The 14,914-nt window shown below is 46.9% G+C and carries 13 protein-coding genes; 4 read left to right on the top strand and 9 right to left on the bottom strand.

The window, feature by feature from the left end:
- Positions 1-6: 6 nt before the first annotated feature.
- Positions 7-543, top strand: coding sequence for a ribosome biogenesis factor YjgA (yjgA, locus tag E0D71_RS10445; protein WP_133003246.1), 537 nt, complete (start codon positions 7-9; stop codon positions 541-543).
- Between the two features lie 60 nt (positions 544-603).
- Here yjgA and E0D71_RS10440 read toward each other — a convergent pair whose 3' ends face one another.
- The 7 genes from E0D71_RS10440 to E0D71_RS10410 are packed head-to-tail and all read right to left on the bottom strand — an operon-like array spanning position 604 to position 9,717.
- A complete protein-coding gene (locus E0D71_RS10440; RefSeq protein ID WP_133003245.1) occupies positions 604-1,434 on the bottom strand; it encodes a carbon-nitrogen hydrolase family protein in 831 nt (276 codons plus the stop codon).
- Entirely contained in the window at positions 1,434-5,255 is a 3,822-nt protein-coding gene (locus tag E0D71_RS10435; protein ID WP_133003244.1) for a YhdP family protein, read from the bottom strand. The genes E0D71_RS10440 and E0D71_RS10435 overlap by 1 nt, the downstream gene beginning before the upstream one ends.
- A 19-nt stretch (positions 5,256-5,274) precedes the next feature.
- Positions 5,275-6,729, bottom strand: coding sequence for a ribonuclease G (rng, locus tag E0D71_RS10430; RefSeq protein ID WP_133003243.1), 1,455 nt, complete (start codon positions 6,727-6,729; stop codon positions 5,275-5,277).
- Complete coding sequence (locus E0D71_RS10425; protein ID WP_133003242.1) at positions 6,722-7,327, bottom strand: Maf family protein; 606 nt, start codon at positions 7,325-7,327, stop codon at positions 6,722-6,724. The genes rng and E0D71_RS10425 overlap by 8 nt, the downstream gene beginning before the upstream one ends.
- 22 nt (positions 7,328-7,349) lie before the next feature.
- Positions 7,350-7,823: a rod shape-determining protein MreD gene (gene mreD, locus E0D71_RS10420; protein WP_133003241.1), complete on the bottom strand. Its 474-nt coding sequence runs from the start codon at positions 7,821-7,823 to the stop codon at positions 7,350-7,352.
- Positions 7,820-8,647 (bottom strand): rod shape-determining protein MreC, encoded by an 828-nt coding sequence (gene mreC, locus E0D71_RS10415; RefSeq protein WP_243712017.1) that lies wholly within the window; start codon positions 8,645-8,647, stop codon positions 7,820-7,822. Before mreC ends, mreD begins: the two co-directional genes overlap by 4 nt.
- A gap of 26 nt (positions 8,648-8,673) precedes the next feature.
- Entirely contained in the window at positions 8,674-9,717 is a 1,044-nt protein-coding gene (locus tag E0D71_RS10410) for a rod shape-determining protein (protein WP_133003240.1), read from the bottom strand.
- A 236-nt stretch (positions 9,718-9,953) separates the two neighbouring features.
- Between E0D71_RS10410 and gatC the strand changes: the two genes are divergently transcribed.
- The 3 genes from gatC to gatB are packed head-to-tail and all read left to right on the top strand — an operon-like array spanning position 9,954 to position 13,162.
- On the top strand, positions 9,954-10,241 hold the full coding sequence (gatC, locus tag E0D71_RS10405) for an Asp-tRNA(Asn)/Glu-tRNA(Gln) amidotransferase subunit GatC (protein WP_133003239.1): 288 nt from the start codon (positions 9,954-9,956) through the stop codon (positions 10,239-10,241).
- A 12-nt stretch (positions 10,242-10,253) separates the two neighbouring features.
- Complete coding sequence (gene gatA, locus E0D71_RS10400; protein WP_133003238.1) at positions 10,254-11,714, top strand: Asp-tRNA(Asn)/Glu-tRNA(Gln) amidotransferase subunit GatA; 1,461 nt, start codon at positions 10,254-10,256, stop codon at positions 11,712-11,714.
- Between the two features lie 2 nt (positions 11,715-11,716).
- Complete coding sequence (gene gatB / locus E0D71_RS10395) at positions 11,717-13,162, top strand: Asp-tRNA(Asn)/Glu-tRNA(Gln) amidotransferase subunit GatB (RefSeq protein ID WP_133003237.1); 1,446 nt, start codon at positions 11,717-11,719, stop codon at positions 13,160-13,162.
- 147 nt (positions 13,163-13,309) lie between these two features.
- Here the strand turns inward: gatB and mutT are convergent, their stop codons facing one another.
- Complete coding sequence (gene mutT / locus E0D71_RS10390) at positions 13,310-13,693, bottom strand: 8-oxo-dGTP diphosphatase MutT (RefSeq protein ID WP_207923364.1); 384 nt, start codon at positions 13,691-13,693, stop codon at positions 13,310-13,312.
- Positions 13,693-14,913: a bifunctional glutamate N-acetyltransferase/amino-acid acetyltransferase ArgJ gene (gene argJ / locus E0D71_RS10385; protein WP_133003235.1), complete on the bottom strand. Its 1,221-nt coding sequence runs from the start codon at positions 14,911-14,913 to the stop codon at positions 13,693-13,695. Before argJ ends, mutT begins: the two co-directional genes overlap by 1 nt.
- Position 14,914: the final 1 nt, after the last annotated feature.

The following is a 14,914-nucleotide window of genomic DNA, read 5'->3' as shown; positions in this document are numbered from 1 at the left end:
GTTCCCATGACAAACTTTGATCAATTTGATGACGACGAAGAAAACTTTAAAAGCAAAACGCAGATCAAGCGTGAAATGGAAGAACTCCAAGAGTTGGGCAAGAAATTATTAGGCCTCAGCAAAAATCAGCAAAAGAAAGTTGATATGTCTGAGACCCTACGAGATGCACTGGCCGAAGCGGATCGAATTAAACAGCGCGAAGCCATGAGAAGACACCTGCAATACATTGGCAAAGTCATGCGCACAGAAGATCATGAAGCCATTGCTCGTCGTGTTGCCCTGTTTGATACAACCTCTGCCGCTTACAACAAACTCTTCCATCAATTAGAGCTAAAACGCGATATCTTGATTGGAGAAAACAGCAAAGAAGCGCTGGCTGATTATTTACGCGAACACCCAGAAGTAGAAGACATACAGCAATTACGACAGCTGATTCGTCTATCTCAAAAAGAAGTGTCTCAGCAAGGTAACACCAGCAACAGAAAAAAACTGTTTCGCTTCTTGAGAGAAACAGAAGAGAGAAAATTAGGTTTAATGGAATAATATCCAGCCAAGAAATAACAACCTCATGCGCCTAACAGCCCATGAGGTTTTTTTTGCCTTTTAAAGGCGACGATGCGACATGCAAGGCATTCTTTCTCGACATTCAATTAATGACGAATCATCAATCTCACAAACAAAATACCCTGGTGCTTCTTCTAAGTGAGATAAAGATTCACCGGTAGGAGAAAACAACACACTGTGACCATAAGTCTGTCGTGTTTCATTATGCCAACCACATTGGTTCACCCCTAACACAAAGCACTGGTTTTCTATCGCTCTGGCAGCCAACAGAGTATTCCAATGCGCCTTACCCGTTACATAAGTGAAGGCCGCAGGCACCAACAAGATTTCAGCGCCCGCCTTAGACAGAGCGCGATACAATTCCGGAAAACGAAGGTCGTAACAAATGCTCAAACCCACTTTAAAGCCATCAACATCAATAATCTGTGTCTCAATATCACCAGGCTCAATAGACGCCGACTCCTTGTAAGCCCCAGCTTTGTCGTTGACCGCCACATCAAATAGATGAATTTTATCATAGCGCTTTACCAATTCTCCATCAGGTGAAAACACCAAACACGATTGACGTACTCGATTGTTCTCAACACAGTCACCATTCGGCCGGCTGGCTGAAGGGTGTGAACCGACCACCAAATAAATGGAATACTGAATAGCCAATTCTCGAACCGCGTTTAAAATCACCGCTTGCGCCTCAGAGTCGGCCAAACCACGCATGGCTTTTCCATCAAACAAAAAAACATTTTCCGGCAACACAACCAATCGAGCGCCATCTTGCGCGGCCAACCCAACCCACTTTTTCACCATTTCTAGGTTTGTAGACCAATCAGCCACACTGGTTAATTGGATAGCGGCAATACGAAGTGATTTCATTAGCGTTCCACTCTTTTCGCAGGTTTATGTTTAATTGGCGTAATAATCGGCTCATCGAAAGAACCCTGTACCTTATATTGAACACTGGTCACTTTTGAAATCTTGTCGCCAATCAGTTTATCCGTTAAGTACAAGATACCCGCCAGCTGAGGCGTTCCCCACAGTAAACCTGCCAATGGCAGAGAGCGAGTAATTGGTAAGGTCGCGGTCAACACCTCATCCAAGGTCTCATTTGCAATGTCTGCACTGCCTTCCACCGTCACTTCCGCGGTTGGCGACACTATGTGTAACGGTTTGGTTGTTTTCAATATTCCTTTGTTGATTTCGAAAGCCCCTTCAAAGCGATCGTAGGTCAACCCTGGCTTATAGACATCTGAGAAATCGAGCGTCAAACGTCGTCTTAATGCCTCAACATTGAAAATACCAAATATTTTCATGAACCCCGGCAATTCATCAACCTGAGCAAAATTACCGTCTTTTGCATCAAAAACAATGCGCCCAGATAGAGACGGACGATCAAAATAAAATGGATTACCGTACCAATTCAGCGCAACATTGATTTTATAATTTTTCGATGTCACAAAGGCCTTATCGGAGAATTTACCCGTTAGCTCAGCCAAGTCTTTGCCGTTTACCGCCATGGTTAATGTCACGCTGGGGGCGTTTTTATCGTCGCGCCACACCAAATGACCATCAAATGTGCCTTTTTTCAAACCTGAAGAAAAAGGATCCACGCGCAGCTCATTGCCCTGCTGAATCACATTTAAGTTCCAATCTCCGTATGGCGCTTGGTTAATATAAAGCTGATCAATGATCAAACGCATATTAGGGATTTGATTCGCATGAAACGGCGGCGCATCCGCCTCTTCTTTTGCTGAGGTCTTCTCTGTATTCCAATTCAAATAACCAAAATGGAAGCGCGGCTTACCCGCGTCATGGTCAAACTTAACGTTTAATTCATCCGAGCTGACCTGAAACTTCCCTTTTGCCTTATTAACGTCATAATTTAACTTAACATTGTGCAATGTATTCTGGTCATTGACCACCACCTGATCCACCAACAAATTCACTTGGCGCAACCAATCAGGCACTTTAAAACCCTCATTTGGCAGAGCATCCTTGGTCGTTTTGTTACTGACCGAAGTGCCTAACACCGCCTGCCACTGAGCCACATCAAAGGCAGCAAACTGCCCTTCAAAAGCCAAACCTGGCAGCATGTCTTTGGGCAATGCCTTATTGGAATTCAAATATAAGTCACCCCCATAAAGCGCCCCCGAACGAACCAACAAGCGCACTTTCGCTAAACCAGCAAGGCTGCCCTGCACCACGACATCCTGTTGATGCGCCATCACCTTTAAATCCAACGGCATGGCTTGCGTGGAGACCTTAGAAAAAGGCTTCGGAAAAGACGCCACCCCACCCTTGAGATCACTGTTAAGGTGCAAATCCACTTGCCCTTCTTGTGACTTATTAATCTCCAGCGTGCCTTGATAAGACACATCACCTGAGAGATTACTTAGCACCTGCTCAGGCCATTTCTGCCAGCTAGCCACCTGATGCAAATCAACGCCACCAGAAAGCTGCCCAAGTACACTAATGCGACCGTCGCTTTCTACCCCTGACGTGAGATCAAGATGGGAGTCTCCTGAAAAAGCGCGAACGTCAAAATGCGAATCCGTAATCCCTTTTTCGGTAGAGAAATGAAACTCTCCTTGCTTAACTTGTGTGTCTAGATTTACATCCCCAATGTAAATAGGGTTATCTTTAAACACCAAGGCCAATGTTGCTTTTGGTTGCAGCGTTTGATCATTCAATGGAACCGACACATCAAATTCAGCAGCGACATTGCCTTTGATGGTCCACGTTTTAAACGGCGCAAGAACACTGTCGTTCAATGGTGTAGTACGCAGCAAGTTCAAGGCTTCTGCTGCATCCCGATCGACTTTACCGGACACACTCAGCCAATCTGCTTTACCTTCTTTAATCGGCACGTTCACGGCAATATTAGACACCTTCACACCGGACAAAGAAGCCGAATGAACGTCAACATGCACTCCAGACTCATCCAGTAAAAACTGACCATTAAGCGACTTAGCAACAGGCCAGCCTTTGCTGTAATCTAATTGCGCATTACTGACATCCATTTTAAGACGCACGTCTGGAGTGGCCCCATCCGCCAATTCGGATTGAATAATAAGGTCAAGGTTATTCACTTCTCCTTGGTCAGAGAGCGCGCTGCCAATCCAATCCTTCAACTCTGTATTCAGTGCATTTTCTGGCAAATAGACAAGCCTATCAGCGATCGGGACATGCTGCCCTCGGATACTTAGAGACAACCAGTCTGGGGCATTTGGCCGAGACTCAAAACGAAATCCGCCATCGACATCCGCGCCATTTCGGTGAATTTTTAATCCGCGCCCACTCACCACCAAGGTATTTTGAACCAACTGCCAATCCACCAACCCAGAAAGCCCGCTCACTTGCCACTTATCTGCATACAAGGTTGGAAACGCCAGCTCACCACGCTGTTGCTTAAACTGAATATAACCATCACCGTCAGTGAGGCTAAACACAGCGTTTAAATGATTGACCTCAGGTATGCCTTGATAACCCGCCACTGACGCCTGTTGTAAATTGCTTAAAAAGTGATAAGAAACAGCATCGCCTTTTTTACCTAAACGCAATGCCGCATTGGAGACCACCCCTTGTGGCGCCAACCCAGAAATCAACTTTGATACATGCCATTCTGGCTGCAAAAAATGCTTGGCAATGCGATGCGCTAAACCAAGATCCACTTGATTAAACGACAGGTACGACTGATTCGAAGTCTTCAACCACTCATAAGAAAGATTGATTGGTGGGTAAACTTGACCCGTCTCATCTTTCAGCGCCAATTGATGAACATCGACAAATGCTCCGCCTCTTTTCTGGCTATAACGAACTCGAATAGACGGGGCGGATTCATAGGTTTCACCGTTATTGAAGCCCAACATCAAGCGCGATGCTTTCGCTTGCAGACTCAACCCATCTCCCACTCGATAATTTAGCCAAAGCTTGCCGGCAAAATCCGCATCAGACAAGCTTGCCGCCCAAGAAGAAGACTCTCCCCCAAAAGGAATAGAAATATTAGGCACATCTACGCTAGCGTCGACCTGATACGCGCCGAACACACCGAGCGACTGGTAAATTTTGGCATTAATATCAAATGGCGTGGCGTTACCATCGACATACACTGTCGACTTGATCCATGACGATTGCGTATGTTGAAAAATATAGGCGGAGGGAATCGAGACAGAATGATCACCATATTGCTGGCTGACCAGATCAACATTGGCATTTAACACAGAAAAACGTTGTTGCGCCGTTAGGTAGCCTAAAATACGCTCTACACCAATATCAGTCTTCACATCAGAGGAAGGCGCTGAGCCCTTTAAAGCCCATTGACCAGCACGCTCTTGCAAAGACAACGACGGCTTAACAAAACGCACATAAGTAAATTGAGGGGAGAAAGTAAGCAGGGATTTAATGGCGTCGATGCGCACTCGTATTTCAGCCACGCTCGCCGCAGGTGAGCCATTAACAGACATCACCAAGCCATTAATAGAGACAGTAGGGTCAACCCCTTCTAGGTGCCCGCCGATACTATCAAGCGTCACCTGATAGCCAGTTAAGTGACTTAAATTACTTTCTATTTGTGTGCGGTAATCATTCAAGCATGGCAACAGCAATTTAACAGACACAACCAGCACAGCAAGCAAGGCCGCCACACCGATAACGAACCAATACACGCCACAAACACATCCTTGCAGTTGCTTTTTCATCCTGAGCACCTACAACCTATTATCGAAGAACGACATCATATTGATCTTGTGTATAGATAGGGTCAACCTGAAAACGAATCGTCTTACCAATAAAGTCCTCCAATTCAGCCACTGCCACACTCTCTTCGTCCAAAAAGCGATCCACCACTGAACTGGCCGCCAATACCGTGTAAGTCTGAGAGTCATAAGCACGATCCGCTCTGAGTATTTCACGGAACACCTCATAACATACGGTTTCAGGCGTTTTGACCAAACCACTTCCCCGACAAGAACGACAAGGCTCACAAAGCGTTTGCCCCAAACTCTCTCGCGTTCGTTTTCGAGTCATTTCCACTAAACCAAGCTCGGACACTCCGGTAATCTTGGTTTTGGCATGGTCAGACTCTAAGGTTTTTTCGAGCATCCTCAGCACTTGGCGCTTATGCTCTTCGTCTTCCATGTCGATGAAGTCAATAATAATAATGCCACCTAGATTACGTAACCGTAACTGGCGACCAATCGAGGTCGCGGCCTCTAAATTGGTTTTATAGATGGTTTCTTCTAAATTACGACTGCCAACAAACGCCCCCGTGTTCACATCGATGGTGGTCATGGATTCGGTCTGTTCGACAATAAGATACCCCCCCGATTTAAGCTGAACCTTACGATCTAGCGCCTTCTGAATTTCATCTTCGACACTGTATAAATCAAAGATTGGGCGTTCACCCGGATAGTATTCAATACGCTCCGTTAACTCAGGCATGAAATCTTCTGCAAAGGACCGCAATTTCGTAAAATTCTCACGCGAATCTATGCGAATTTTCTCCGTCGTCAAACTCACCAAGTCACGCATGGTTCGTAAATGCAGAGGCAAATCTTCATAAATAACAGACGGCGCTTTGGCCACTTTAATGCGTCGTTTTACGGATTGCCACAGTCGTGTCAAAAACTTGATATCAGCCAATATTTCTTCTTCTCCAGCACGTTCAGCCGCTGTTCGAAGAATATACCCATTGGTTTCATCTGCGTCTTTTAACGCCTCAGAAATCAATGATTTCAAACGTTCACGCTCTTCTTCATTTTCTATTCTTTGGCTCACACCAACATGAGATTGATCTGGCATGTAAACAAGATAACGAGAAGGAATCGACAAATGGGTCGTTAAACGCGCGCCCTTAGTGCTAATAGGGTCTTTTGTCACCTGAACAACCAGCGACTGGCCTTCACGCAAATAATCGCCGATCTGGTCACTCGGATTGACCGCATCGCGATCGGCCACTTCAGAAACATGAATAAACGCCGCTCTTTCTAAGCCGATATCCACAAACGCCGCCTGCATACCGGGCAGCACTCGCACCACCTTACCTTGATAGATATTGCCTACGATGCCTTTTCGACTAGAGCGTTCGATATACACTTCTTGCAGCACGCCATTTTCGACAAGAGAAACTCGAATCTCCATCGGGGTGACATTGATTAATACATCTTCACTCATGGGACATTTCCTCTAGCGAATGAATACCAAATAAAGCAAGCAACTGAGAGGTCTCATAAAGCGGCAAACCAACAACAGCCGAATAAGAGCCTGAGACGGCGCGGACAAACACAGCGCCCAAGCCTTGAATAGCGTATGAGCCTGCTTTATCTTGAGGCTCGCCACTGCGCCAGTATTGAGCGATTTCAACGTCTGAGATGGCCCGAAAAGACACGTCACTCACGACATTCGTTAATTGCAAATGTTCGCGCTTTGCATCATAAAGACAAACCGAGGTCATCACCTGATGATCGCGACCAGACAACAGTCTAAGCATCGCTTTTGACTCTTCAAAATCGGCCGGCTTACCGAGAATAACCCCGTCAACCACCACACTGGTGTCTGAAGCCAACACAATAAGAGACGACGTCGTCTTGTCTTGCGATAATTTGTCAGAAACCGCCAAGGCTTTTTCATGGGCCATGCGCTTTACATAAGCGGACGCATCCTCACCTTGGTAAGGCGTCTCATCAATGTCTGCAGGGCAAATGTCAAACTCTCTCACCAATTGCCCTAACAGTTCTTTTCTTCTTGGCGATGCCGAGGCCAAAACAAGCATAAATACGTCCTAATTAAACAATCTAACGAATAGCGTAAATACGACGCACACTACGCAATATTACAAATGACCAAGGCCATAGCAAGCCGGTCACAATCGCCGGCATAAAAATCATCAAGGTCGGCTCAGCATTCCCCAGGTAATGATCCACCCAGAAACCAACCAACTGATTGATACTGACGAGCAAACAAACAAAAATACCTTGCTGCCAACGGTGGTACATGCGTAAGCGCTTGTAAAAAATCGCACACGAGAAGGCAATCAGAACATAGGTTAAAGAATGCTGACCTATGATTCCACCTTGCAGCAAATCCACCATCAAACCTAAAAACCAAGCAACGCCCACACCAACACGAAATGGTAGCGCAATAACCCAGTATAAAATAACCAACAAAGCCCATTCAGGGCGATACCAAACCAAAGATTCAGGAAGCGGCATCGCCTCTAGCATTAGTGCGGCCAGCAAGGTCACAAAAAAGACAAAAAACGATTTCATTGACGCTCCGACTTAGGCTTTTCAATTAACATCACATGACGACTGCGCCCGAGCTGCGCAAGAGGCACCACATCCACGTCTGCGTAAGGTTTACCTGGCACATGTGTCACAGCGCGCACGACCCCTACAGGATAGCCGCTCGGAAACCGCTTACCCAAACCTGACGTAGTGAGAATATCGCCTTTTTTAATATCAGCAGAATGCGGCACACTCATCAGTTTCATATGTTTTAAATCCCCGACACCACGCAACACACTTCTAAAACCAGTACGAGACAACTGTACGGGTAAAAAGTGACTGGCGTCCGCAATCAATAACACACGACTGGTATAGGCTGAGGTTTCGACGACTTGACCAAGTACGCCAGTTGCATCCAAAACCGGTTGACCAACATAGGCACCAGAAGAGAAGCCTTTATCAATTAGGATCTTATGGCTGTACGCATTCTGATCAAAACCAATAACCTCGGCCATTACAATCTTCTCATCGACTCGCTGAGAGGCGTCTAACAACTCTCGTAAGCGCACGTTTTCGGCTTGCAACGAATCCAGCTTTTGCAAGCGACTGCGTAAAATGAGTATTTCTTGGCTTAATGCCTGATTCTCATCCACCAAGCCTTCACGGCTCGCCAAATGATCACTGGTCCAATAGAGAATTTTTTGAGGGGTATTTACAACCACTTGTATCGGCGCAACAAGCCAGGTGAGATAAGGACGAATGGGGGCAAACAGAGAATAGCGGACATCCGCCACTATCATCGCGATTGATAAGATCACCAGCACAACAAAGCGTGTGCCGGATATCTTGCCATTAAAATAAAGCAAATTATTAATGGTGTAGCTCCTAGCTATTACTCATTTTCAGCAGTAAAAAGCTCTGAGGCATGTTTGTCCATCATTTCAAGCGCCATGCCGCCGCCTCGTGCAACACACGTCAACGGATCATCAGCAATAATCACCGGCAAACCTGTTTCTTCGCTAATCAAACGATCGATTTCACGAAGCAAAGCACCACCGCCAGTTAAGACGAGACCCGTTTCACCAATGTCAGCGGCTAATTCAGGTGGCGATTGCTCTAACACCCCTTTAATGGCTTGCACTATTTGAGCCAGCGGCTCTTGCAAAGCGTCTAAAATTTCTGTGCTGCTTAACGTGAAAGAACGAGGAATACCCTCTGCTAAGTTACGGCCGCGAACGTCTATCTGTAACTCTTCGCCAGTATGATACGCCATACCAATTTCTGTTTTAATTCGCTCCGCCGTCGCATCACCAATCAAACTGCCATATTGACGACGAACATAAGTTGTAATCGCCTCATCAAAACGGTCACCACCAACACGGATAGACTCAGAAGTCACAATACCGTTCAAAGAGATGATCGCAATTTCAGTCGTACCACCACCGATGTCAATCACCATAGAACCAGATGCTTCAGCAACCGGAAGACCCGCACCAATCGCTGCGGCCATTGGCTCTTCAATAATATACACTTCGCGAGCACCTGCACCCAAGGCAGACTCTTTAATAGCACGACGCTCTACTTGCGTTGACTTGCAAGGCACACATACTAGAACCCTAGGGCTTGGCTTAAGCATGCTATTTTCGTGAACTTTGGAAATAAAATACTGGAGCATTTTTTCGGTAACATGAAAGTCAGCGATAACACCGTCTTTCATTGGGCGAATTGCCGTTATATTACCAGGCGTACGCCCTAACATGCGCTTTGCATCCATGCCGACAGAAGCGACTGTTTTTTGATTGCCGTTATGACGAATAGCTACTACAGATGGCTCATCAAGAACGATACCACGGTCGCGAACGTAGATAAGGGTATTAGCTGTCCCTAGGTCAATCGACAAATCGCTAGAGAACATTCCCCTAATTTTTTTAAACATGTAATCCCACACCCTAATGAATACGATACGAACAGCGTCAAAATGTAACAATCGCTTACACATTCGGCAAGCCGATTCATCGCAAATATGCAAAAACTCTTTAGGTATTTCATTGTTTATACGAAAAATTTTGATTTCAACAAAAACGAAGGCCTTTTTCCCCCTAGCGCCTTTATAGCAAACTAACTAAGGGATACAATAGGAGCCATTTTCGACAATCAAGTATCAGGTGGAACATGTCCATAGACAAGCAAGACGTGCAAAAAATAGCACACTTGGCTCGCCTCGCCCTCACCGAGGAAGATGCCGTGCAGTACCAACATTCCCTATCCAGCGTATTATCACTGGTAGAGCAAATGCAATCGGTTGATACCGATGGCGTTGCCCCACTCTCTAATCCACTTGAAATGACACAGCGTTTACGCGAAGACGAAGTGACCGAGGTCAATCAACGCGATGCCTTTTTGGCCAACGCGCCACAAACAGAAGCCGGTCTTTTCCTAGTCCCACAAGTGATTGAATAACGAGAGCCAACCATGTTTGAACAAAGCATTGCCACCCTCGCGCAACAACTGCGCAACAAAGAGATTTCCAGCGTCGAATTGACTCGCCTATTTCTAGATCGCATTCAGGCACTCGACCCGCAACTGAACAGCTTTATCACCATCAGTGACGAACTTGCCCTACAACAAGCGAAAGCCGCTGACACCGCCATTGCAAACGGCAGTAGCAGCAGCCTTACCGGCATTCCGATTGCTCATAAAGATTTGTTTTGCACCCAAGACGTTTTAACCACTTGTGGCTCCAAAATGCTGAACAACTTCATCCCACCTTACGAATCGACCGTCACCAGCCGCATTCAACAAGCGGGTGCTGTCATGCTAGGCAAAACCAACATGGACGAGTTCGCGATGGGTTCCTCCAATGAAAACAGCTTCTATGGCGCCGTTAAAAACCCATGGAACCTAAACAAGGTTCCTGGTGGCTCTTCTGGCGGCTCCGCCGCTGCGGTTGCTGCAGGCCTTGCCGTTGCGGCTACTGGCACAGACACTGGCGGCTCCATTCGCCAACCGGCCTCTTTTTGTGGCATCACTGGCCTTAAACCGACTTACGGTCGCGTTTCTCGCTTTGGCATGATCGCCTACGCCTCCAGCCTAGACCAAGGCGGCCCGATGGCAAAAAGCGCTGAAGATTGCGCCCACTTAATGCAAGCCATGGCAGGCTTTGACGACAAAGACTCAACCTCTTCTGAAACCCCTAAAGAAGACTACCTAGCCAACTTAAATGCGCCACTAGCGGGCCTTAAAATCGGCTTGCCAAAAGAATACTTTGGTGACGGCTTAGACGCCAAGGTCGCCGACACCATAATGGCCGCCGTAAAAGAATTCGAAAAGCTTGGCGCGACCGTGAAAGAAGTGTCCCTACCAAACCTTCAACTAAGCATTCCGTCTTACTACGTCATTGCGCCGTCTGAAGCGTCTTCCAACCTATCTCGCTTTGATGGCGTTCGCTTTGGTCATCGCTGTGACGATCCGAAAGACCTGCTCGACATGTACACTCGCTCTCGCGCAGAAGGCTTTGGCACCGAAGTACAAAAACGCATCATGGTCGGTACCTATGCGCTTTCTGAAGGTTATTACGACGCTTACTACTTAAAAGCACAAAAAATCCGCCGCCTAATCAAAGAAGATTTCGTCAACGCACTCAATGAGGTTGATGTCATCATGGGACCTGTTGCACCGACTACCGCTTTCGATCTTGGCAGTAAAACAAACGACCCTGTGGCCATGTATCTGGAAGACATCTACACCCTTTCAGTGAACCTTGCCGGCATCCCTGCTATGTCTGTTCCAGCAGGCTTTGTCGACAACATGCCTGTTGGCCTACAAATCATGGGCAATTACTTTGCTGAAGCCAAGTTGCTGAACATAGCGCACCAGTATCAACAAAATACTGACTGGCACCTACAAACACCTACTATGGCAAAAGGAGCATAAGCATGAACTGGGAAGTTGTTATTGGCCTTGAGATTCATACTCAGCTCTCTACTAAATCAAAGTTATTTTCTGGTGCGGCAGTAGGGTTTGGCGCCGAGCCAAACACACAAACCACACTGGTTGACCTAGGCATGCCTGGCGCCTTACCTGTATTCAACAAAGAAGCGCTACGCATGGCCGTTATGTTTGGTCACGCAATCAATGCAGAAATCGGCATGACGTCCGTGTTTGCTCGCAAGAACTACTTCTACCCAGATTTGCCAAAAGGCTACCAAACTAGCCAAATGGACCATCCGATTGTTGGCAAGGGCTACCTAGACGTCACTCTAGAAGACGGCACCACAACCCGCGTGGGCATCACTCGCGCCCATCTTGAAGAAGACGCCGGCAAGTCTTTGCACGAAGACTTCCAAGGTATGACGGGCATCGATTTAAACCGCTCTAGCACACCACTACTAGAGATCGTTTCAGAACCCGATATTCGCTCCGCAAAAGAAGCCGTTGCTTACGTTAAGATGATTCACTCCATCGTAACCTACCTTGGCATTTGTGACGGCAATATGGCGGAAGGCTCAATGCGCTGCGACATTAACCTATCGCTACGCCCAAAAGGTCAGGAAGAATACGGTACTCGCACCGAGATCAAAAACGTCAACTCTTTCCGCTTTATTGAAAAAGCCATCTACACCGAAATTGAACGTCAAGCAGACATTCTCGAAGATGGCGGCCGCATTATTCAGGAAACACGCCTTTACGATCCAGAGAAAAACGAAACTCGCAGCATGCGCTCTAAAGAAGACGCCAACGATTATCGCTACTTTCCCTGCCCTGACTTACTGCCTATCGTCTTGACCCAAGAGTACGTTGACCAGATAAAAGCCAACCTACCGGAACTACCAAGTCAAAAAGCAGAGCGCTTCCAGAGCGAGTACAACTTGAGCGACTATGACGCCCATGTTCTTTCCTCTTCACGCGCAATGGCGGATTACTTTGAAGCCGCCAACAAGGTCAACCAAGACCCTAAACTAACGGCCAACTGGGTGATGGGCGAGCTAAGCAAGCTACTCAACCAGTCCCAATTAGACATCGCCAATTCGCCAGTGGATGCCAACGCCTTTGGCGAGCTACTTGCTCGCATTAAAGACAACACTATTAACGGCAAAACAGCGAAAGACGTACTGCAAGCAATGTGGGACGGCGAAGGCTCTGCGGATGAGATTATCGATGCAAAAGGCCTGAAACAGGTAACCGACACTGGTGCAATCGAAAGCATGATCCAAACCATTTTGGACGCAAATGCCGCCCAAGTTGAACAGTATCGTGCCGCAGAACCCGACAAACAGAAGAAAATGATTGGCTTCTTTGTTGGCCAAGTCATGAAAGCCTCTCAAGGCAAGGCAAACCCAGGAATGGTCAACCCTATCCTTGCGAAAATGCTAAAAGGCTAACCCTGATAAGCACAAATAAAACGACCCTACATTCTCGTAGCGGTCGTTTTTTTTCATCCCTAGAAAACCCAAACCATCAGCAAGGCAAAAAAAAGCACCGTAATGACTTACGATGCTTTTTATACGTTTACTGCAGATCGCTAACAATTAACCTGCTAACAAAGCCTTCACAATGATCTGATTCGCTTCCGGAAAGTCATAATCAGCAAGCTCTGACACAGCAACCCAACACACTTCTTGACCTTCCTTCCCTGTCGCCTCACCCAAAAACTGAGACACGGTATAAAAAATCAATTCAACCTGCTTATCACCATAGTCATGAGCAACCGTTTGAAAGTGCTCCGCGTACTGAACCTTGATACCACACTCTTCTAGCAACTCACGAGACAAAGCCTGCAAGGGAGTCTCATTCGACTCACACTTGCCGCCTGGAAATTCCCATAAACCACCTTGATGCTGGTCACGCTTTCGCAAAGCAATAAACACCTGACCTTCCCGAAGGATAATCCCAGCCGCTACACGCACCAACATCAGGTTCGGTAATCCGCATTAATGGTCACGTATTCGTGAGAGAAATCCGTTGTCCACACCGTATCCGAAGAATCACCGGCACCCAGATCAATTTGAATCTGAATTTCCTCTGGCGCCATGGCTTCTTGACCATGTTCTTCTAGATAATCTGGCGAACGACAGCCATCTCGCGCGATTTCAAAGCCGTTAATATGAAGCTGCACCTTATCAACATCCAATGCCTCAACACCAGCACGACCCACGACCGCTAAAATACGACCCCAATTTGGATCAGACGCGAACAACGCCGTTTTCACCAAAGGAGAGTGCGCCACTTCAAACGCCACTTTTGTCGCATCAGACTCAAGCTTAGCGCCCTGAACCTTAATAGTGACAAACTTGGTGGCACCTTCCCCATCACGCACGATGGCATGCGCCAACTCTTGCATAACTTCGGTAAAGGCCGCCAAAAAGGCTTGCGCCAAAGGCGAATTAATATCCGTAACGAGATCATTACCTGCCGCACCAGTCGCGACCGCAATACAAGAATCGTTAGTAGAAGTATCACTATCAACGGTAATACGGTTGAAGCTCTTATTCACAACAGACGATAACATCTGCTGAAGCAATGCTTTATCAAGGGCAATATCACTAAACACATAACCCAACATGGTCGCCATATTAGGGCGAATCATGCCAGCACCTTTAGAGATACCGGCAACCGTATAGCGACGTCCGTCAAACTCAAACGTCCTAACAGAACCTTTAGGCAAGGTGTCTGTCGTCATAATACCAAGACCCGCCGCCTTCCAATTATCCCCTTCAAGAGAAGACAAGGCCGTCGGCAGAGCCGCTAGGATTTTAGCAACAGGCAAAGGCTCACCAATGACACCGGTAGAAAAAGGCAAAACAGACTCTGCGGCCACACCAGCAGAGCGAGCAAGCTCCTGACACGTCAGCAAAGCATTTTCCATACCTTGCTTACCAGTGCCCGCATTAGCGTTACCCGTATTTATTAACAAATATCGAATATCAGAGCCAAGCAAATGCTTTTGACAAACACGAACCGGCGCCGCACAAAAAGCATTTTGGGTGAAAACGCCTGCAACAGCTGCCCCTTCACACAACTCAAAAACAACAAGGTCTTTTTTGTTTGGCTTTTTAATGCCCGCTTCAGCGAACCCAATCTTCACACCCTTAATTTCTGGGATATTGGGGAAATCCTGCAACCCTACCGCCATT

It is taken from the genome of Marinomonas sp. KMM3893 (assembly GCF_004352855.1).
GTDB classification, from domain to species: domain Bacteria; phylum Pseudomonadota; class Gammaproteobacteria; order Pseudomonadales; family Marinomonadaceae; genus Marinomonas; species Marinomonas arenicola.
This window is presented reverse-complemented; position numbering and strand designations above follow the sequence as displayed.